The organism is Streptomyces sp. NPDC002835, from assembly GCF_053591995.1.
Window position 1 is genome coordinate 1 of record NZ_JBSFUW010000049.1, and the last position, 18,467, is coordinate 18,467.

At 70.4% G+C, this 18,467-nt stretch carries 20 protein-coding genes; 8 read left to right on the forward strand and 12 right to left on the reverse strand.

From position 1 onward, the window contains the following. Positions 1 to 314 precede the first annotated feature (314 nt). On the reverse strand, positions 315 to 965 hold the full coding sequence (locus ACWD01_RS33190) for a DNA-3-methyladenine glycosylase (RefSeq protein WP_451167115.1): 651 nt from the start codon (positions 963 to 965) through the stop codon (positions 315 to 317). 126 nt (positions 966 to 1,091) lie between these two features. Between ACWD01_RS33190 and ACWD01_RS33195 the strand changes: the two genes are divergently transcribed. From ACWD01_RS33195 to ACWD01_RS33205, 3 genes are all read left to right on the forward strand, one after another. Next, entirely contained in the window at positions 1,092 to 1,874 is a 783-nt protein-coding gene (locus ACWD01_RS33195) for a sporulation protein (protein ID WP_451167117.1), read from the forward strand. Between the two features lie 45 nt (positions 1,875 to 1,919). Further along, positions 1,920 to 2,456, forward strand: coding sequence for a YbhB/YbcL family Raf kinase inhibitor-like protein (locus ACWD01_RS33200; protein ID WP_451167119.1), 537 nt, complete (start codon positions 1,920 to 1,922; stop codon positions 2,454 to 2,456). Positions 2,457 to 2,648: 192 nt separating this feature from the next. After that, positions 2,649 to 3,158: an HNH endonuclease gene (locus tag ACWD01_RS33205; RefSeq protein ID WP_451167121.1), complete on the forward strand. Its 510-nt coding sequence runs from the start codon at positions 2,649 to 2,651 to the stop codon at positions 3,156 to 3,158. A gap of 46 nt (positions 3,159 to 3,204) precedes the next feature. Here the strand turns inward: ACWD01_RS33205 and ACWD01_RS33210 are convergent, their stop codons facing one another. From ACWD01_RS33210 to ACWD01_RS33225, 4 genes are all read right to left on the reverse strand, one after another. Beyond that, on the reverse strand, positions 3,205 to 3,972 hold the full coding sequence (locus ACWD01_RS33210; RefSeq protein ID WP_451167123.1) for a sulfite exporter TauE/SafE family protein: 768 nt from the start codon (positions 3,970 to 3,972) through the stop codon (positions 3,205 to 3,207). A gap of 84 nt (positions 3,973 to 4,056) precedes the next feature. Beyond that, positions 4,057 to 5,019 (reverse strand): SPFH domain-containing protein, encoded by a 963-nt coding sequence (locus ACWD01_RS33215; protein WP_451167125.1) that lies wholly within the window; start codon positions 5,017 to 5,019, stop codon positions 4,057 to 4,059. Between the two features lie 126 nt (positions 5,020 to 5,145). Beyond that, positions 5,146 to 5,574 carry an NfeD family protein gene (locus ACWD01_RS33220; protein WP_451167127.1) on the reverse strand — a complete coding sequence of 143 codons (429 nt, stop codon included), beginning with the start codon at positions 5,572 to 5,574 and terminating at the stop codon, positions 5,146 to 5,148. A 77-nt stretch (positions 5,575 to 5,651) separates the two neighbouring features. Beyond that, positions 5,652 to 6,443 carry an ABC transporter ATP-binding protein gene (locus tag ACWD01_RS33225; RefSeq protein ID WP_356898790.1) on the reverse strand — a complete coding sequence of 264 codons (792 nt, stop codon included), beginning with the start codon at positions 6,441 to 6,443 and terminating at the stop codon, positions 5,652 to 5,654. Positions 6,444 to 6,597: 154 nt separating this feature from the next. On the opposite strand from ACWD01_RS33225, the gene ACWD01_RS33230 reads away from it, so the two are divergent. Further along, entirely contained in the window at positions 6,598 to 7,392 is a 795-nt protein-coding gene (locus ACWD01_RS33230; protein WP_451167129.1) for a hypothetical protein, read from the forward strand. Between the two features lie 238 nt (positions 7,393 to 7,630). Here the strand turns inward: ACWD01_RS33230 and ACWD01_RS33235 are convergent, their stop codons facing one another. From ACWD01_RS33235 to ACWD01_RS33245, 3 genes are all read right to left on the reverse strand, one after another. Next, entirely contained in the window at positions 7,631 to 7,879 is a 249-nt protein-coding gene (locus ACWD01_RS33235; RefSeq protein WP_451167131.1) for a chaplin, read from the reverse strand. A 162-nt stretch (positions 7,880 to 8,041) separates the two neighbouring features. Further along, positions 8,042 to 8,686 carry a response regulator gene (locus ACWD01_RS33240; protein WP_451167133.1) on the reverse strand — a complete coding sequence of 215 codons (645 nt, stop codon included), beginning with the start codon at positions 8,684 to 8,686 and terminating at the stop codon, positions 8,042 to 8,044. After that, complete coding sequence (locus ACWD01_RS33245; RefSeq protein WP_451167135.1) at positions 8,679 to 9,824, reverse strand: GAF domain-containing sensor histidine kinase; 1,146 nt, start codon at positions 9,822 to 9,824, stop codon at positions 8,679 to 8,681. The genes ACWD01_RS33240 and ACWD01_RS33245 overlap by 8 nt, the downstream gene beginning before the upstream one ends. 195 nt (positions 9,825 to 10,019) lie before the next feature. Here ACWD01_RS33245 and ACWD01_RS33250 point away from each other — a divergent pair, with 195 nt between their 5' ends. The 3 genes from ACWD01_RS33250 (at position 10,020) to ACWD01_RS33260 (ending at position 12,857) form a co-directional block, all read left to right on the forward strand. Then, entirely contained in the window at positions 10,020 to 10,715 is a 696-nt protein-coding gene (locus ACWD01_RS33250; RefSeq protein WP_451167136.1) for an SDR family NAD(P)-dependent oxidoreductase, read from the forward strand. Beyond that, on the forward strand, positions 10,712 to 11,842 hold the full coding sequence (locus tag ACWD01_RS33255) for an S-adenosylmethionine:tRNA ribosyltransferase-isomerase (protein WP_451167137.1): 1,131 nt from the start codon (positions 10,712 to 10,714) through the stop codon (positions 11,840 to 11,842). Before ACWD01_RS33250 ends, ACWD01_RS33255 begins: the two co-directional genes overlap by 4 nt. A 262-nt stretch (positions 11,843 to 12,104) precedes the next feature. Next, positions 12,105 to 12,857, forward strand: coding sequence for a transglycosylase SLT domain-containing protein (locus tag ACWD01_RS33260; protein WP_451167139.1), 753 nt, complete (start codon positions 12,105 to 12,107; stop codon positions 12,855 to 12,857). A 115-nt stretch (positions 12,858 to 12,972) separates the two neighbouring features. Here ACWD01_RS33260 and ACWD01_RS33265 read toward each other — a convergent pair whose 3' ends face one another. Beyond that, positions 12,973 to 15,522, reverse strand: coding sequence for an FHA domain-containing protein (locus tag ACWD01_RS33265; RefSeq protein ID WP_451167141.1), 2,550 nt, complete (start codon positions 15,520 to 15,522; stop codon positions 12,973 to 12,975). A gap of 331 nt (positions 15,523 to 15,853) precedes the next feature. Between ACWD01_RS33265 and serB the strand changes: the two genes are divergently transcribed. After that, positions 15,854 to 17,080 carry a phosphoserine phosphatase SerB gene (gene serB / locus ACWD01_RS33270; RefSeq protein ID WP_451167143.1) on the forward strand — a complete coding sequence of 409 codons (1,227 nt, stop codon included), beginning with the start codon at positions 15,854 to 15,856 and terminating at the stop codon, positions 17,078 to 17,080. Positions 17,081 to 17,175: 95 nt separating this feature from the next. Here serB and ACWD01_RS33275 read toward each other — a convergent pair whose 3' ends face one another. The 3 genes from ACWD01_RS33275 to ACWD01_RS33285 form a co-directional block, all read right to left on the reverse strand. Continuing rightward, positions 17,176 to 17,730, reverse strand: a complete 555-nt coding sequence (locus ACWD01_RS33275; protein ID WP_451167145.1) for a SixA phosphatase family protein — start codon at positions 17,728 to 17,730, stop codon at positions 17,176 to 17,178. Positions 17,731 to 17,803: 73 nt separating this feature from the next. Further along, positions 17,804 to 18,010 carry a hypothetical protein gene (locus ACWD01_RS33280; protein WP_451167147.1) on the reverse strand — a complete coding sequence of 69 codons (207 nt, stop codon included), beginning with the start codon at positions 18,008 to 18,010 and terminating at the stop codon, positions 17,804 to 17,806. 339 nt (positions 18,011 to 18,349) lie between these two features. Next, positions 18,350 to 18,466 (reverse strand): SGM_5486 family transporter-associated protein, encoded by a 117-nt coding sequence (locus ACWD01_RS33285; protein WP_451167148.1) that lies wholly within the window; start codon positions 18,464 to 18,466, stop codon positions 18,350 to 18,352. Position 18,467: the final 1 nt, after the last annotated feature.

Here is an 18,467-nt window from a genome sequence, read left to right on the forward strand (position 1 = left end):
GTACTCACCCTCAGGTCTCCCTGTGGGCTTTCCTCCGGGCGCTTCCCTTCGGTCTTGCGTTTCCGACTCTATCAGATCTTTCCGATCCGATTTCCTCGGTGCTTTCCGGCCTTTCGGCCCTCCGGCGTGTCCACAACTTTAGCCGATTTCCCCGGCGACTCATAATCGAGCCATCGTGGATTGAATTTCGGCATGCCGAAATCGCACCCGATTGGGTTCGTCTTCTGAGTAGTGGATGGCCGCTCCGGATCTGCTGAACAGCAGTGCTCCGTCTCAAGCGGCTCGGGCTACGTTAGGCGTCCGCGATGCCTGAGTCAAGTTGCGGTGCGGCCCCGGCGGCGCGGCACGTGGGCCCGGTAGGGGCTCACCGTCGGGTCGCCGTCGATCCAGAAGCGCCACGGGTGGAAGGCGCCCTCGCCGCCCACCCCGGTGCGCGGGCCGTTCCGGACCTGGTCGGGGGAGGGACGGCGGCCCGGCAGGAGGGAGAGGGGCTCGGTCGGGCCGAGGCAGAAGTCGGCGCCGTTCAGCGCGCGGCCGACGTCGAGCGCGGTGGCCAGCCGGGCGGGCCCCTTGGCGAGTTCCTTGTCGTGACGGGCCGAGAGCCGACGTTTGCGGGTCAGCTCCGCGCCCACCCGTACTTCGCCGGCACGCAGCAGGACCCCGCTCGCCTTGCCCTCCGGGCCGCACACCACATTGAGGCAGTGCCACATCCCGTACGTGAAGTAGACGTACGCGTGGCCCGGTGGGCCGAACATGACCTCGTTGCGTGCGGTGCGGCCGCGGAAGGCGTGCGAGCCGGGGTCGGCCTCCCCCGCGTACGCCTCCACTTCCGTGATGCGCAGCTCGATGGGGCCGTCGTCGGTCAGTCGGGTCAGGGTGCAGCCGAGGAGCTCCGGGGCGACCTCCAGGACCTGGCGGTCGAAGAAGTCCCGGGGCAACGGCGTACGGTCAGAGCGCTCGATCATCGGTCTCGAGCGTACCGGGGGCCCGCGAAGCCGCGGAGAGAGCGGCCGGAGCGCGGTATCCCGGGAATTCGGGAACCGGCTACGGTCGTCGCGCGTATGTAGGGGTCAGGACCAGAAGGAGTGGACATGGGCTTCAAGAGGCTGCTTGCGAGCATGGGCGCCGGCGGCGCCTCCGTCGAGACGGAGCTCGCCGAGGCGAACGTCGTACCCGGCGGGGTCGTCCAGGGCGAGGTGCGTATCCAGGGCGGTTCGGTGGATCAGCAGATCGAGGGGCTGTCCGTCGGTCTGCAGGCGCGCGTCGAGGTCGAGGGCGGTGATCAGGAGGTCAAGCAGGACATCGAGTTCACCAAGCAGCGGCTGGGCGGCGCCTTCGAGGTCAAGGCCGGCGCGGTGCACGTGGTGCCGTTCGGTCTCGAGATCCCGTGGGAGACCCCGATCACCACGATCGAGGGACAGAACCTCCGTGGGATGAACATCGGTGTGACGACGGAGCTGGAGATCGCGCGCGCTCTGGACTCGGGCGACCTCGACCCGATCAATGTGCACCCGCTGCCGGCGCAGCAGGCGATCCTCGACGCGTTCGTCCAGCTCGGCTTCCGCTTCAAGAGCGCGGACATGGAGCGCGGTCACATCCGCGGGACACGCCAGCGGCTGCCGTTCTACCAGGAGATCGAGTTCCTCCCGCCGCAGCAGTACCGCGGGCTGAACCAGGTCGAGCTGACGTTCGTCGCCGACGACCGGGAGATGGACGTCATCCTGGAGATGGACAAGAAGCCCGGCCTCTTCAGTGAGGGCAGCGACTCGTACAAGGCGTTCCAGGTGGGCCACGACAGTTTCCGGTCGACCGACTGGACGGCTTACCTCAACCAGTGGCTGGCGGATGTCGGCGGGCGTCGCAACTGGCTCTAGGCTCAAGGGCGGAAGAGGCAGGACGGCCGAATCGGAGGGTTTGACGTGACCGAGCTCAAGAGGGCTCCGCTTCCCCACGACTTTCATCCGGAGGTGCCTTCGTTCACGCTGGTGAGCGATGACATCGAGCCGGGATCGGTGCTGAAGGATGCGCAGGTCCAGGCGGGGGGAGACACCTCTCCGCAGCTGCGCTGGGAGGGCTTCCCGGCGCAGACCAAGAGCTTCGCCGTGACATGCTTCGATCCCGACGCGCCGACCGGCAGCGGCTTCTGGCACTGGGTGCTCTTCGACATCCCCGCTTCGGTGACGGAGCTCCCGGCGGGCGCCGGGAGCGGGAAGTTCGAGGGGCTGCCCGACGGCGCGGTCCATGTCCGTAACGACTACGGGTCCAAGGACTTCGGCGGGGCCGCTCCGCCGGCCGGTGAGAAGCACCGCTATGTCTTCACCGTGTACGCGGTGGACAGCGAGAAGCTCGGGCCGGACGCCGATGCCTCACCTGCGGTCGTCGGCTTCAATCTGCGCTTCCACACGCTTGCCCGTGCCCAGCTGATCGCCGAGTACGAGGCTCCCGCGCAAAGCTGAAGAGTTCGCTCCACGTTTGCCCTGCCCTGGTCCTGGAGAGATCAGGGCAGGGCAGTTTTGTTCCGGGGGTCCTGGTGTCCTCCCCCGGCAAGGCACCGATATTGCGTTGTCCATCTCGGCTCGCCCGGCCAGAGTTGATCCCAGGCCGATGCCCGCCGACGGGGGCCGGGCCGGTGAACGGAGGTGGGCGGGATGCGGGACACACTGGTGCTCAATGCGAGCTTCGAGCCGCTGTCGACGGTGACGCTGAACCGCGCGGTGGTGCTGGTGCTCCAGGACAAGGCAGTGGTCGAGCAGTCCCACCCGGCACTGCGGGTGCGTGCGGCTGCGGTGGATCTTCCGGTGCCCCGGGTGATCAGACTCTGCCGGTACGTACGGGTGCCGTTCCGAAGACAGGCGCCGTGGTCGCGGCGGGGTGTGCTGGTCCGGGACCAGCACCGGTGCGCGTACTGCGGGCGGCGGGCCACGACGGTGGACCACGTGGTGCCGAAGTCGCGCGGTGGCGCGGACAGCTGGCTGAACACGGTGGCTTCGTGCGCGGAGGACAACCACCGCAAGGCGGACCGTACGCCGGAGCAGGCGGGTATGCCGCTGCTGCACGAGCCGTTCGTCCCGTCGCCGGCGGAGGCGATGCTGCTGGGGCTCAGATCGGGTGAGCGCGCGGCGCTGCCCGACTGGCTGGCGGCGCAGCCCGCGGCGTGACGAAGGAGGCCTGCCCCCGGAGTTCTCGGGGGCAGGCCTCGTCGCGTCAGCGCAGCAGCAGTTGGACGATGGCGATGCTGCCGACGACGACGATGAAGGCGCGCAGCACCTGCGGCTTGAGCCTGCGGCCGACTCTGGCGCCCAGTTGCCCGCCGAGGGCGGATCCGACGGCGATCAGCAGGACGGCGGTCCAGTCGAATTCGGCGACGAAGAGGAAGAACACGGCGGCGACGCCGTTGACGACGGCGCCGAGGACGTTCTTGACGGCGTTCATGCGCTGGAGGCTGTCGTCGAGCAGCAGCCCCATGAGGGAGAGGTAGAGGATGCCCTGGGCGGCGCCGAAGTAGCCGCCGTACGCGCTGGCGAGGAGCAGACCGGTGTGGAGGGCGGGCCCGCCGTGGGGGTGCGGCTCGGTGCCCCGGGCCGCGTGGCGGCGCTGCACGGCCTTTGCGAGGCGGGGCTGGAGGATGATGAGGATCAGCGCGAGAGCGATCAGCACGGGGACGATCGTGGCGAAGGCTTCCGAGGGCAGGGCGAGCAGCAGGACGGCGCCGGCCAGGCCGCCGAGGAGCCCGGTGATGCCGAGGCGCAGCACCCGGCGGGTCTGTCCGCGCAGTTCGGCGCGGTAGCCGATGGCACCGCTGATGGAGCCCGGTACGAGGCCCAGCGCGTTGGAGACGTTCGCGGTGATCGGCGGCAGTCCCGTGGCGAGCAGCACCGGGAAGGTGATCAGGGTGCCGGAGCCCACAATGGTGTTGATGGTTCCGGCTCCCACGCCGGCCGCGAATACCGCCAGTGCTTCCCAGATGGACAACGCCATCTCCTTACATGTCCGTGAGTCACCTCCCCGCCGTCAAGGTCGAGGGGCCTCACCGATCATGCATGAACGGATGCGCGGTCAGTCGATGGGGGGCTGCTCGCGGCGTTCGGTGCTGTTGCCGTTGCCGCCGGACTGCTTGGGTACGGTGCCGCCGCCCATGCCGGCCATGGGGTTGAAGCTGCCCATCGCTCCGCTGAGGCCCTTGAGGGCGTCGCCGATCTCGCTGGGGACGATCCAGAGCTTGTTGGCGTCGCCCTCGGCGATCTTCGGGAGCATCTGCAGGTACTGGTAGGCGAGCAGCTTCTGGTCGGCGTCGCCCGCGTGGATGGACTCGAAGACCGTACGGATGGCCTGGGCCTCGCCCTCCGCGCGAAGGGCGGCCGCCTTGGCCTCACCCTCGGCGCGCAGGATCGCCGACTGCTTCTCGCCCTCGGCGGTCAGGATCTGCGACTGGCGGATGCCTTCGGCGGTGAGGATCGCGGCGCGCTTGTCGCGGTCGGCGCGCATCTGCTTCTCCATCGAGTCCTGGATGGAGGTGGGCGGCTCGATGGCCTTGAGCTCGACGCGGTTGACGCGGATGCCCCACTTGCCGGTCGCCTCGTCGAGGACGCCGCGGAGGGCCGCGTTGATCTCCTCGCGGGAGGTCAGGGTCCGCTCGAGGTCCATGCCGCCGATGATGTTGCGCAGGGTGGTGACGGTGAGCTGCTCGATGGCCTGGATGTAGCTGGCGACCTCGTAGGTGGCGGCGCGGGCGTCGGTCACCTGGTAGTAGATGACGGTGTCGATGTTGACCACCAGGTTGTCCTGGGTGATCACCGGCTGGGGCGGGAAGGGGACGACCTGCTCGCGGAGGTCGATGCGGTTGCGGATGGAGTCGATGAACGGGACGACGATGTTGAGGCCCGCGTTGAGGGTGCGGGTGTAGCGCCCGAAGCGCTCGACGATGGCGGCGCTGGCCTGTGGGATGACCTGGATCGTCTTGATCAGGGCGATGAAGACCAGCACCACCAGAATGATCAGGACGATGATGATCGGTTGCATCGCGTTCCCTGTGCCCTTCGCTGCCGGATGAGTCCGATGATCAGTTTCCCAGAACACGGGCCGCGGTGTTGCCAGTTCGGCCCCTTCCGCCGCTTCGGTCCGGAAGGGACCGGGCGACGGCGAGCCTCACATCACCACTGCGGTGGCACCGTCGATCTCGACGACGTCGACCTGCTGGCCCTTTTCGTAGGCCATGGTCGCGTCCAAGGCGCGGGCGGACCAGATCTCGCCGGCCAGCTTGATACGGCCGCCGCTGCCGTCGACCCGTTCGAGGACGACGGCCTGACGGCCCTTCAGGGCGTCGACGCCGCTGGCGAACCGGGGATTCTGCGATCTGTGCCGCATCGCGATGGGGCGTACGACGGCGAGGAGCGCCACGGACACCGCGGCGAACACGAGCACTTGGGCCACCGTGCCACCGCCGAGCGCCGCGACGACGGCCGCTGCCACCGCCCCCGCGGAGAACATTCCGAATTCCGGCATGGCGGTCAGCACGAGCGGAATGCCCAGTCCGACCGCGCCGATCAGCCACCACACCCATGCGTCGATGTCCACATGGGCATGGTAGGTCGGCCGGAGGGGGTCGGGACAGGGGGCGCGTGAAGGTCACCCGCCCCTGTTCCGGACGGAGTTCAGCCGAGCGGGAGGCCCTGGGCCGACCAGCGCTCGCCGTTGCGCTCGACGACGAGCGGCAGTCCGAAGCAGAGCGACAGGTTGCGCGACGTCAGCTCGGTCTCCATCGGGCCGGCGGCGAGCACCTTGCCCTGGCGGATCATCAGGACGTGCGTGAAGCCGGGGGCGATCTCCTCGACATGGTGCGTCACCATGATCATGGAGGGGGCGTACGGGTCGCGGGCGAGCCGGCCGAGCCGGCGGACCAGGTCCTCACGGCCGCCGAGGTCGAGGCCGGCGGCGGGCTCGTCGAGGAGCAGCAGCTCGGGGTCGGTCATCATGGCGCGGGCGATCATGGTGCGCTTGCGCTCGCCCTCCGAGAGGGTGCCGAACCTGCGGTCGAGGTACTCGGTCATGCCGAGGCGGTCGAGGAAGGCGCGGGCGCGCTGCTCGTCGACCTCGTCGTAGTCCTCGTGCCAGGTGGCGGTCATGCCGTAGGCGGCGGTGAGCACCGTCTCCAGCACGGTCTGGCGCTTGGGGAGCTTCTCGGCCATGGCGATGCCGGCCATGCCGATGCGGGGCCGCAGCTCGAACACGTCGACGCCGCCGAGGCGCTCGCCGAGGACCTGGACCGTGCCGGTGGTCGGGAAGAGGTAGCTGGAGGCGAGGTTGAGCAGGGTGGTCTTGCCCGCGCCGTTCGGACCGAGGATGACCCAGCGCTCACCCTCCTTGACCGACCAGGAGACGTCGTCCACCAGAGCGCGTCCGTCGCGGACCACGGATACGTCCACCAGCTCCAGTACATCGCTCATGAGCGCGTAGTCTCCCCATGCAGTCGTCTTGAGGTGTTCGGGTGCGATTCGGTTCTTTTGTGCACCTGGCGCACCTGTGGGCACACCACCCAGGGAAAACCTACGCCACCGGGTGAGTGCTCCGGTCGCCCGGTCCGGTCCCTAGGCTGGTGCCATGCTTTCGGAACCACGCTCAGGACGGCTGGCCGCATGGGGGAATGCCCTGCTTGCCGGACTTGTGTCACCGGACGACGCGGTGCACACCATTGTCGGTGACGACGCGGTCCACCGCGTCGAGGGGCTGCCCGGGGAAGCGGCGCCTGTCGGCCTCACGCTCGCGCTGGGCCGGCTGCGTGCGCTCGGCGTCACCGGCTACCGGGTCGCGCTCCCCGCCGCGGGCCATCCTCTGGGGCTCAGCGGCCCGCCGGAGTTCAACGCCAGGGCTCTCGAGGCCGAAGAGGCGGTCGTCGCGACGGGGGCGGCGTACGGGCTGGTGCCCGAGGTCTACGAAGCCGGCCCGGCCGGCGACGTCCATGTCGAGGTCGTATGGCACTGCCTGCCGGTACGGGAGGCCCCGCCCGCGGACGTGCCGTCGCTCAGCGAGGCGGAGCGCGAGCTGGCGGAGGCCCTGCGAGACGCGACGGCGGCCCTGACGCGGCTCGACGTCGCGGCGTCGGGCCCGGTCGCGGCGGCGGCGCTCGACGCGTACCGGGCGCGGGCGGAACGGGGCGCGGCGGCCGACACGCTGGCGCCCGGTTACCCGCCGCGTGCGGTACGGGTGTTGGAGCTGGCGCAGCGGATCGGCGTACTGGTCTCCCTGGCGTACGAGAACGGCCACGGGGGTGCGGTGAGCGCGTCCGAGATGGCGGCGCGGGTGGAGGCGCTGCGACCAGTCGAACGGGTGGCCCGGAGGGCGCAGGTGGCGGCGTACAACGCGTGCGTGGAGGAACGCGAGCGGGGGCGTGGCTGACACTCCGCTCCGCGATCCGGGGGCGCTGCCCCCGGGCCCCCGCGCCTCAAACGCCGGCGGGGCTGGAACTTGCCGGTCTTGTCGGGGCTCCGCCCCGAACCCCGCGCGAAGGGCGGCACGGGGCCCGGGGCCTGCCCCGCCACGCGGCGGAGCCGCACATCGGTACAGCGGGAAGGGGCGGGTAGGGGAACACGCCCGCCGCAGGCGCCACGTACCCGCGCCCGCGGCAGGCCGCGCGTCACGCGTTGATGCCGCCGTTGCCGAACGCCGGGTTCAGCAGGCCGATCACGTTCACCGTGTTGCCCACGACATTCACCGGCACATGCACCGGCGCCTGGACCACGTTGCCCGACAGGACGCCCGGGGAGTGCACGGCCTCGCCGTGGGCGTGGGCGCCGCCGGTGGTGGCCGCGGCGACACCCGAGCCCGCGGCGACAAGGCTGCCGGCGATCACGGTGAGGGCTGCGGCCTTCTTCAGGTTCTTCACTTCGTCATTCCTCCTGGGCACTCGCTGCGGCCGGCCGCCGCAGCACGCCCTGGAGAACGCCCACGAGTGGATCAGGATGCGCCGTGTGGGTGACATCCACCCGACAGTATGAATCTCGGACCGGATTCCGGCGCTCCGCACAACCAATCGGCCGCCCGCCCGTCACCCCGTCATCCCGTGCCGCACCGCCCACAGCGCCGCCTGCGTCCGGTCCGCCAGATCGAGCTTCATCAGGATGTTCGAGACGTGCGTCTTGACGGTCTTCTCCGACAGGACCAGCGCCCGCGCGATCTCCCGGTTGGAGCGCCCGTCCGCGATCAGGGCGAGCACCTCGCGCTCCCGTTCCGTGAGGCTGCTGCCGCGGCCTGTGCCGCTGCCCGGGGTGTCGTCGGCCAGCAGGGCGCCGGCGATCTCCTGCTGGAGCAGGACGTGGCCCGCGTACACGGAACGGATCGCGCCGGCCAGCGCGTCCGGGTCGACGTCCTTGTAGACGTAACCCGCGGCGCCGGCGCGCAGGGCGGGGACCACCGTGCGCTGCTCGGTGAAGCTGGTCACGATCAGGACCTTGGCCGGGTTGGCCAGCTCCCGCAGCTTGCGCAGGGCGTCGATCCCGTCCATGCCCGGCATCTTGACGTCCATGAGGACGACGTCCGGCAGCAGCTCCTCGGTGAGCGCGACGCCCTCCGCGCCGTCGCCCGCCTCCCCGACGACCTCTATGTCGTCCTGGACCTCCAGGAAGGTGCGCAGACCGCGCCGCACCACCTGATGGTCGTCGACCAGCAGGACACGGATCCTCTTGTCAGCCACCGGGGACCTCCATCTCGACCGTGGTGCCCTTGCCGGGCTCCGATTCGACGCTCAGCCTGCCGCCCACACCGCTCGCCCTGTCCCGCATGGAGACCAGCCCCAGGTGCCGACCCGCCCTGCGGACCGCTCGCGGCTCGAAGCCCCTGCCGTTGTCGGTGACGGAGAGGACCGCGCCCTGGCCGCGGCGGACCAGCACCACGTCCACCTGCGCCGCGCCGGAGTGCCGCAGCGCGTTGTGCAGGGCTTCCTGGGCTACTCGCAGCAGGGCCTCCTCCTGGGTGGCCGGCAGGGCCCGTATCCCGCAGGTGTCGAAGGTGACGCGGGCGCTGTGGGCGCGGTCGAGGACCTGGATCTGGGTGCGGAGGGTGTTGACCAGGCCGTCCTCGTCGAGGGCGGCGGGGCGCAGTTCGACGACGGCGGCGCGCAGCTCGTCCGCCGCCTCCGCGGCGAGGTGGGCGACCTGCTGGAGCTCGCCCTTGGCCCGGTCCGGGTCGCGGTCGACGAGCGCCGCGGCGGCCTGCGCGGTCAGCCGCAGCGAGAACAGTTTCTGGCTCACCGCGTCGTGCAGTTCGTGGGCGAGGCGGGAGCGCTCCTCCGCGATGGTCAGCTCACGGCTGCGCTCGTACAGGCGGGCGTTGGTGAGGGCGATGGCGGCGTGCTGGGCGAGGATGTCGAGCAGCTGCTCGTCCTCCTCGGTGAAGCCGCAGCCGCCCTCCGGCCGCGGGCACCTCTTGTTGGCGAGGAACAGCGCGCCCATGACCTCGTCGCCGTCCTTCACCGGGAGGCCGATGAAGTCGGACATGTCGGGGTGGGCGGAGGGCCAGCCCTCGAAGCGGGGGTCCTCGCGGACGTCGGCGAGCCGCTCGGGCTTCGCGTCGCGGAGCATCGAGGCGAGGATGCCGTGCTGGCGGGGCAGCGGGCCGATCGCCTTCCACTGGGCGTCGCTGACGCCGTCGACGACGAACTGGGCGAAGCCCCCGTGGTCGTCCGGCACGCCCAGCGCCGCGTACTCGGCGTCGAGGAGCTCGCGGGCCGAGGCCACGATCGTCTTGAGCACGTCGCGCACCTCGAGATGTCTGCTCATCGCGAGGAGGGCGGTGCTGACGGCGGCGAGGCCGGAGCCGGGTCGGTGACTCATGCCACTCACCGTACCGGCGGGGTGTGACAGTCCGTATCGGCCCGGGGACCGCATCCGCGTAGGGCTGCGGACGTAGGTCGAAGTGCCTTGCCCGGTGGGGCCTCGGGCACGAGGCGGCGGACGGCGGTGCGTTCCTACGTTGGGTCCATCCGAAGAGGCGGCGCACGAGCGCCTCACGACAAGGGGATGGGCATCATGCCGGTAGCAGTGATCACTGGGGCGTCGAAGGGGCTGGGCCGGGCGCTGGCGGCGGCTCTGGCCGAACGGGGCTGGGACCTGGTGCTGGGCGCCAGGGGCGCCGACGCGCTGAAGGAGAGCGCCGGGCACGCCGGACGCCACGGGACGCGTGTGGTGGCGGTGGCGGGGGACGTCACGGACGCCGGTCACCGCACCGCGCTGGTGGCCGCAGCGGAGCGGCTGGGCGGCCTGGACCTGCTGGTGAACAACGCGAGCGCGCTGGGCGCCGAGCCCCTGGTGCGGCTGGACGCGCTGCCGACGGCGGGGCTGCGGGCGGCGCTGGAGACCAATGTGGTCGCACCGCTCGGCCTCGTACAGGAGGCGCTGCCTCTGTTGAGGCGGTCGCGGGCCGGCGCCGTGATGACGGTCAGCTCGGACGCGGCGGTGGTGGCGTACGAGACCTGGGGCGGCTACGGGGCGTCCAAGGCGGCGCTCGACCATCTCGCCGCCGTGCTCGCGGTCGAGGAGCCCGGGCTGCGGGTGTGGAGCGTCGATCCGGGCGACATGCAGACGGACCTGTACGCGGCGGCGGTGCCCGACGACACGGATCCGCGTCCCTCGCCCGAGTCCGTGACGCCCGGTTTCCTGCGGCTGATCGAGGACCGGCCGGCCGGCGGCCGGTACACGGCCCCCGCGCTGCTGGAAACCCGATGAGCCCGGGGCCGCAGGCCGTGACGGCCCTGGAGGACCTGCGTGTGCCGGACGAGCTGTCCGCCCGCACCCCCGCCGAGCAGCGGGGCGCGGGGCGCGACGACGTGCGGCTGCTGCTCTCGCGGGGCACGGAGGTGTCCCACCACCGCTTCACGCGCCTGCCGGACCTGCTGCGGGCCGGTGACGTGCTGGTCGTGAACACCTCGGCGACCCTGGCGGCCGCCGTGGACGGGCGGCTCGGCGGCGAGCCGGTGGTGGTGCACTTCTCGACCCGCGGGGACCGGTGGCACCCGGGGCCGGCGCCCGCGGGCGGCCGCTGGGCGGTGGAGCTGCGCCGCCCGGACGGCGCGGGCAGCACGGCGCCGCGTGCGGGCGGCCCGGCGGGGGCGGCCGTACGGCTGCCCGGCGGCGGCGAGCTGGTGTTCGAGGCGCCGCTCGCTCCAGGGGCGGACCGGCTGTGGTGGGCTTCGGCGTCCGTGGACGTACCGACGCTGCTGCGGAGGCACGGCCGGCCGATCCGGTACGGGTACACGGCGCGGGACCAGCCGCTGTCGGCGTACCGGACGGTCTTCGCGCTCTCCTCCCCCGACGGCTCGGGCTCGGCGGAGATGCCGAGTGCGGCCCGCCCGTTCACGGCGCGGGTGGTGGCGGAGCTGGTGAGCCGGGGGGTGCAGTTCGCTCCGATCGTGCTGCACACCGGCGTGGCGTCGGCCGAGGCGCACGAGCCGCCGTATCCGGAGCACTTCGACGTCCCGGCGACGACGGCGTGGCTGGTGAACGCGGCACGTGCCGCAGGGGGCCGGATCGTGGCGGTCGGCACGACGGCCGTGCGGGCCCTGGAGTCGGCCGCGGGCGCCGGCGGTGTGGTCGGGCCGGCCTCGGGCTGGACGGACCTGGTGGTGACGCCGCGGCGCGGGGTGCGGGTGGTGGACGGTCTGCTGACCGGTCTGCACGAGCCGGCGGCGTCGCACCTGCTGATGCTGGAGGCGATCGCCGGGAGGGCCGCGCTGACCTGCGCGTACACCGAGGCGCTGAGGCACGGCTACCTCTGGCACGAGTTCGGCGACGTCCACCTCGTTTTGCCGCGGGAACTGACTCACTCTCTGGATTGCGCCAGCAACACTTGGTGAGATCGGAGCAGGGGCGATGTGAGCCCGCACATAGGGTCCAGATCACTTACGAGACTCTTTAGTTGCTACAAAAGGGGCATCTACCCCAGGACACCAGCGGCTAATACGGACATTGGAAACATATGATCCACTACCGTGGATCGTACGTCACACCTTTGCCACGGCATTTTGCGCCAGCTAAGAATTGCCGACGTCGCTTCCGAACAGCGCAGAGCCGAACCGGCCTGGAGCGACTTTCCGCTATTCGAAGAGGTACGTCTGTATGTCCGCGTTCATCACCCCTGAGATCCGACGACGACTCAAGAGCCGCAAGACCGCCGTCGCCGGTGTCGCCACCGTCGCGGCCGCCGCTGTGGCTCTCTCCATCGCCCCCTCCGGCAACGCCGAGGCCGGTGTGCAGACCGAGGCCGTCGCCGCGGCTCCGGTGGCCTGGAAGGCCGACGCCAAGAAGACCGCCGCGCTGCACGAGAGCATCACCAGCCAGCAGTCCGCCTTCGAGGCCCAGCTGAAGGCCACGCAGGCCAAGGCCAAGGCCGAGGCGAAGGCGAAGGCCGAGAAGGCCGCCGCCGAGAAGCAGGCGGCCGCGAAGGCGGCCGCTGAGAAGAAGGCCGCGGCGAAGGCCGCCGCAGAGAAGCGCGCCAAGGAGCAGGCCGCCAGCCGCGCCGCCGAGCGCAAGCCGGCGAAGGTGACCTACCCGAACAACCTGGACGGGTGGATCCGCGAGGCGATGTCGATCATGAAGAAGCACGACATCCCCGGCAGCTACGACGGCATCCACCGCAACATCATGCGGGAGTCCTCCGGCAACCCGCGTGCCATCAACAACTGGGACATCAACGCCATCAACGGTGTCCCCTCGAAGGGTCTGCTGCAGGTCATCAAGCCGACCTTCGACGCCTACCACGTCCCCGGCACCTCCTGGGACCAGTACGACCCGGTCGCCAACATCGTCGCCGCCTGCAACTACGCGGCCGACCGTTACGGCTCCATGGACAACGTGAACAGCGCCTACTGAGGCTGACCGGACACATCAAGCCGGCGGCGCGGCCGGCGGGCATGCAACAGACGCGAAGGGCGCACCCCGTACGGGGTGCGCCCTTCGGCGTCGTGGTACTGCCCAGTGACCCGCGTTACTTGCGCATGACCTCGGGCTCGTGCCTGCGCAGGAAGCGGGCGACCAGGAACCCGCACAGGGCGCCGAGCGCGAGCAGCGCGCCCATGTCGAGGAACCAGGCCCCGGCGTCGTGGTCCCACAGGGGGTCGGTGCTGGTCGGATCGTCCGTGTTCGGGTTGATCCGGTTGAAGTCGAGCGTCGCTCCGGCGGCGGCGACCGCCCAGCGCGACGGCATCAGGTACGAGAACTCGTTGACGCCGACCGTGCCGTGCAGGATGAACAGACAGCCGGTGAACACGACCTGGATGATCGCGAACATGACCAGCAGCGGCATGGTCTTCTCGGCCGTCTTCACCAGCGCGGAGATGATCAGACCGAACATCATCGACGTGAAGCCGAGGGCCATGATCGGCAGCGAGAGCTCGAGCATGACGGCCCCGCCGAGGACCAGCCCCTCCTCGGGCAGCTCACGGGTGGCGAAGCCGATGGCCCCGACCAGACCGCCCTGGATGACCGTGATCATGCCCAGGACGATGACCTTGGACATCAGGTACGCGGAGCGTGACAGGCCGGTCGCCCGTTCCCGCTCGTAGATCACCCGTTCCTTGATCAGCTCGCGGACGGAGTTGGCGGCGCCCGCGAAGCAGGCGCCCACCGCGAGGATCAGCAGTACCGTGGTGGCCGTGCCGTTCGGGATGATCCTGCCGGTCTGCGCGTTCACGTTGACCAGCAGGCCCCGGTCCGGGTCGATGAGCAGGCTGACCGCACCGAGCACCGCGGGCAGGATCAGCATCAGACCCATGAAGCCCTTGTCGGACACGATCACCGAGATGTAGCGGCGGGTCAGCGTGAGCAGCTGGGAGCCCCAGCTCTGCGGCTTCGGCGGGCGCATCTGCTGCGCGGGCATGCTCACCGACTGCGCGGCGACGGCGTCGATGTCCGCCGCGTACATCTGGTAGTGCTGCGAACCGCGCCAGCGGCCCGCCCAGTCGTAGTCGCGGTAGTTCTCGAAGGCCGAGAAGACGTCGGCCCAGGTGCTGTAGCCGAAGAAGTTGAGCGCCTCCTCCGGCGGACCGAAGTACGCCACGGAGCCGCCGGGCGCCATGACCAGCAGCTTGTCGCACAGCCCCAGCTCCGCCACCGAGTGGGTGACGACGAGGACCGTGCGGCCGTCGTCCGCCAGGCCGCGCAGCAGCTGCATGACGTCACGGTCCATGCCCGGGTCGAGGCCGGAGGTCGGCTCGTCCAGGAAGATCAGCGACGGCTTGGTCAGCAGCTCCAGAGCGACGGACACGCGCTTGCGCTGACCGCCGGAGAGCGAGGTGACCCGCTTGTCCTTGTGAATGTCGAGCTTGAGCTCGCGCAGCACCTCGTCGATACGGGCCTCACGCTCGGCCTCGGCGGTGTCACCGGGGAAGCGGAGCTTGGCCGCGTACTTCAGCGCCTTACGGACAGTGAGCTCCTTGTGCAGGATGTCGTCCTGCGGAACCAGACCGATGCGCTGGCGCAGCTCTGCGAACTGCTTGTAGAGGCTGCGGTTGTCGTAGAGGACGTCACCCTGGTTGGCGGGCCGGTAGCCGGTGAGCGCCTTCAGCAGGGTGGACTTTCCGGAGCCGGACGGGCCGATGACACCGATCAGCGACTTCTCCGGGACGCCGAAGGAGACGTCGCGCAGGATCTGCTTGCCGCCGTCGACGGTCACCGTGAGGTGGCGGGCCGAGAAGGAGACGTCACCGGTGTCGACGAACTCCTCGAGCTGTCCGCCGACGATACGGAACGTGGAGTGACCGACGCCGACGATGTCGCTCGGGCCGATGAGGACCGTGCCGGACTTGGCGATCGGCTGGCCGTTGACATAGGTGCCGTTGTGCGAGCCCAGGTCACGGATCTCGAACCGGCCGTCGGGGTGCGCGGTGAACTCCGCGTGGTGACGCGACACCTGCAGGTCGGAGACGACGAGCTCGTTCTCCAGCGCACGGCCGATGCGCATCACCCGGCCGAGGGACAGCTGGTGGAAGGTCGTGGGGCTGCGGTCGCCGTGGGCCGGCACAGCGCCCTGGCCCTGCGGCGCGCCCTGCTGGTGCGGCACCTGCGGCTGCGCCTGCGGGGGCTGCTGCTGCCAGCCCTGCTGGGCAGCGGCCTGCTGCGGCTGCTGCTGGTCGGGCGGCTGCGGCCAGCCCTGCTGCTGCGGCTGCTGGGCCGGAGCCTGAGCCTGAGCGGCCTGCTGCGGCGCCCCCTGCGCGTAGGCGCCGGCCGCGGCGCCCGCCGGTGCGCCGGCGCCGGTCAGACCGAGACGGGGACCGTCAGTGGCGTTCCCCAGATGGACCGCTGTCCCGGCACCGATCTCCATCTGATGGATCCGCTGGCCCTGCACATAGGTGCCGTTGGTGCTGCCGTGGTCCTCGATGACCCAACTGCGCCCGCCCCAACTGATCGTGGCGTGCCGCCACGAGACCCTGGCGTCGTCGATCACCACATCGCCCTGAGGATCGCGCCCCAGGGTGTACGACCTGGACGGATCGAGCGCCCAGGTCCTTCCGTTCAATTCCAGTACGAGTTCCGGCACTCCATGCCCCACTAGTTGTCCCCCGAGCTTCCCCCGTTGCCGGGAGTCTAGGGAAGGCGAACATCGTGGGGAACTATTTCAGGCCCGGCCTCGTATCCGAAAGCCGGGCCATGTGAAGACCTCGTTCGGTACCGAGTTGGGACGTTTGCCGAGGGGTCGGGACGTGGCGCGGCGGCGACGCATGCCCACGAGTGGTGACGGATCATGCGGGAAACGAACATTCCAGGCCAATCAGGCCACGGGGCCCCTTCCGCACCGTACCCGCCCCCGGTGTCCGCCAGGCGGGACAGAACCTCTCGTCCCGCCCGTCGCCCGATACGGTGGTAACACCATGAGCGCACAGCAGCCCCCTCCCAACGCCGACGTCCCCACCCTTCTCGTCAAGATCTTCGGGAAGGACCGCCCAGGGATCACCGCCGGGCTCTTCGACACCCTCGCCGCGTACGCCGTCGACGTCGTCGACATCGAGCAGGTCGTCTCCCGGGGACGGCTCGTGCTGTGCGCGCTCGTCACCTCGCCGACGGCCGGCGGCGCCACCGAGGGCGACTTGCGCGCCACCGTGCACAGCTGGGCCGAGTCCCTGAAGCTGCAGGCCGAGATCATCTCCGGTACGGGCGACAACCGGCCGCGCGGCAGCGGACGTTCCCATGTGACGGTGCTCGGGCACCCGCTCACCGCGGAGTCCACGGCGGCCATAGCGGCCACCATCGCCGGTACCGGCGGCAACATCGACCGTATCTTCCGGCTGGCGAAGTATCCGGTCACGGCCGTCGAGTTCGCGGTCTCCGGCGTCGAGACCGAGCCGCTGCGGACCGCGCTGGCCATGGAAGCCGCCGAGATCGGCGTGGACGTCGCCGTCGTCTCCGCCGGACTGCACCGGCGGGCGCAGCGCCTCGTTGTCATGGACGTCGACTCCACCCTCATCCAGGACGAGGTCATCGAGCTCTTCGCGGCGCACGCCGGCTGCGAGGCCGAGGTCGCGGAGGTCACCGCCGCGGCCATGCGCGGCGACCTGGACTTCGAGCAGTCGCTGCACGCACGCGTGGCGCTGCTCGAGGGCCTCGACGCCTCCGTCGTGGACAAGGTCCGCACGGAGGTACGGCTCACTCCGGGCGCCCGCACCCTGATCCGTACGCTGAAGCGGCTCGGCTACCAAGTGGGCGTCGTCTCCGGCGGCTTCACCCAGGTCACCGACGACCTCAAGGACCGGCTCGGGCTCGACTTCGCGTCGGCGAACACCCTGGAGATCAAGGACGGGAAGCTCACCGGCCGGGTTGTCGGCGAGATCGTGGACCGGGCGGGCAAGGCCCGGCTGCTGCGCCGGTTCGCGGCCGAGGCGGGGGTGCCGCTCGCGCAGACGGTCGCGATCGGCGACGGTGCGAACGACCTCGACATGCTGAACGCCGCCGGGCTCGGCGTCGCGTTCAACGCCAAGCCCGTCGTCCGCAAGGCGGCGCACACCGCGGTCAACGTGCCCTTCCTCGACACGGTGCTGTACCTGCTGGGCATCACCCGCGAAGAGGTCGAGGCGGCCGACGACGGCACCGGCGAGCACTGACACGCGCTTCCCCTGCCCCGCCCCTGACACACGACAGGACATACGACGGCCCCCGGCGCGCGATGCGCCGGGGGCCGCTCACACGCGGTGGACGGTCACTCCTGATGAGGAGTCCAGTAGTCGAGCAGCCTTCCCGCGCCGTGCTCCACGGACTTCCACGGCCCACCGACGGACAGAACGGCGAACGCCGAGGTCGGAAAGCCGTCCCGGGTCATACGGGCCAGCGCGTCACCCTCGGCGCTGCCCGCGAGGGCGTCCGCCAGCGCGTGCATACCAGGGTTGTGGCCGATGACCAGCAGATCGTTCACCTCGTCGGAGGTCTCCGTCAGCAGGGCGAGCAGATCACCGAGAGATGCCTCGTACAGCCGATCCTCGTACACCGTCTTCGGGCGGTGCGGCAGCTCGTGCACCGCGAGCTTCCAGGTCTCACGGGTCCTGACCGCGGTCGAGCACAGGGCCAGGTCGAAGTCGATACCGGTCTCCGCCAGACGCCGGCCTGCCACCGGGGCGTCCTTCCGGCCGCGCTCTGCGAGCGGGCGCTCACGGTCGGACACCTCGGGCCAGTCGGCCTTCGCGTGCCGGAGGAGAACAATCCTGCGGGATTCGGGAGATCCGGGGGGTGTCCCCCCGGAAGACACAGCGGCGCTCATGCAACCCAGCTTCGCATGAAATGAGCCAGCGGGCGCAGGGTGTTGACGTGCTCCGCCATGAAGAGTGACCCCGTCAACGGACCAGCCGTTGGATGAACCGGAAGAACTCGGCGACCCCAGGAACGTCGTCCGCCGCGGCGTGCGCCTGGCCGGGACCGGCGAGCAGCATCAGCAGCGCGCAGAAGGCGATCACCGGCAGCGCCAGCGCCCACCAGGGCAGCCGGACCCCGCCGACGCCCGGGACAGGGGCCGAGGACCGGGGGTGCGTGTGGGCCGGCATGGCCGCCTCCGTAGGTCTGAGGTCGAGTACCTCAAACGTACGGATCATGAACCCGGCGGCCCATCCGGCGACCCACCCACTTCACCCTGACCCTGGCCCCCTAAGGGACGGTGGTGCCAGCACCCCTATTTTTGAGGGCTCGGTTCGCCTCCGGGGCGCTCTCAGCGACTGCCGACGGTCGATCATGCTCGGTCCCTCGTTCCTCGGGACCTCCGCGTGTTCTCCCTTTCGGCAGCCGCGCGCCCCTTCGGCTCACTCGCCCACGTGGTAGGCCCGGTCGTCCGGCAGACCCACGGGGTCGGCCCGGTTGTCCGTGGGGGCGATCGAGCCCTCAAAAAATTAAGGCGCAGCCAAGGTCGCGATGACGGCGATGATCACGCCGATGAGGAGGATCAGGCCGAAGATTCCGAGGAGCTTCTTCTGGCCGTTCTGGGGGTTCGGGTCGAGCACAGGCATG

Bases quoted from the DNA above. Each gene is read 5' to 3' on its own strand.
- ACWD01_RS33190 (WP_451167115.1), bottom strand. From the start codon at position 965: ATGATCGAGCGCTCTGACCGTACGCCGTTGCCCCGGGACTTCTTCGAC.
- ACWD01_RS33195 (WP_451167117.1), top strand. From the start codon at position 1,092: ATGGGCTTCAAGAGGCTGCTTGCGAGCATGGGCGCCGGCGGCGCCTCC.
- ACWD01_RS33205 (WP_451167121.1), top strand. From the start codon at position 2,649: ATGCGGGACACACTGGTGCTCAATGCGAGCTTCGAGCCGCTGTCGACG.
- ACWD01_RS33215 (WP_451167125.1), bottom strand. From the start codon at position 5,019: ATGCAACCGATCATCATCGTCCTGATCATTCTGGTGGTGCTGGTCTTC.
- ACWD01_RS33225 (WP_356898790.1), bottom strand. From the start codon at position 6,443: ATGAGCGATGTACTGGAGCTGGTGGACGTATCCGTGGTCCGCGACGGA.
- ACWD01_RS33230 (WP_451167129.1), top strand. From the start codon at position 6,598: ATGCTTTCGGAACCACGCTCAGGACGGCTGGCCGCATGGGGGAATGCC.
- ACWD01_RS33245 (WP_451167135.1), bottom strand. From the start codon at position 9,824: ATGAGTCACCGACCCGGCTCCGGCCTCGCCGCCGTCAGCACCGCCCTC.
- ACWD01_RS33250 (WP_451167136.1), top strand. From the start codon at position 10,020: ATGCCGGTAGCAGTGATCACTGGGGCGTCGAAGGGGCTGGGCCGGGCG.
- ACWD01_RS33255 (WP_451167137.1), top strand. From the start codon at position 10,712: ATGAGCCCGGGGCCGCAGGCCGTGACGGCCCTGGAGGACCTGCGTGTG.
- ACWD01_RS33260 (WP_451167139.1), top strand. From the start codon at position 12,105: ATGTCCGCGTTCATCACCCCTGAGATCCGACGACGACTCAAGAGCCGC.
- serB (WP_451167143.1), top strand. From the start codon at position 15,854: ATGAGCGCACAGCAGCCCCCTCCCAACGCCGACGTCCCCACCCTTCTC.
- ACWD01_RS33275 (WP_451167145.1), bottom strand. From the start codon at position 17,730: ATGAGCGCCGCTGTGTCTTCCGGGGGGACACCCCCCGGATCTCCCGAA.
- ACWD01_RS33280 (WP_451167147.1), bottom strand. From the start codon at position 18,010: ATGCCGGCCCACACGCACCCCCGGTCCTCGGCCCCTGTCCCGGGCGTC.
- ACWD01_RS33285 (WP_451167148.1), bottom strand. From the start codon at position 18,466: ATGCCTGTGCTCGACCCGAACCCCCAGAACGGCCAGAAGAAGCTCCTC.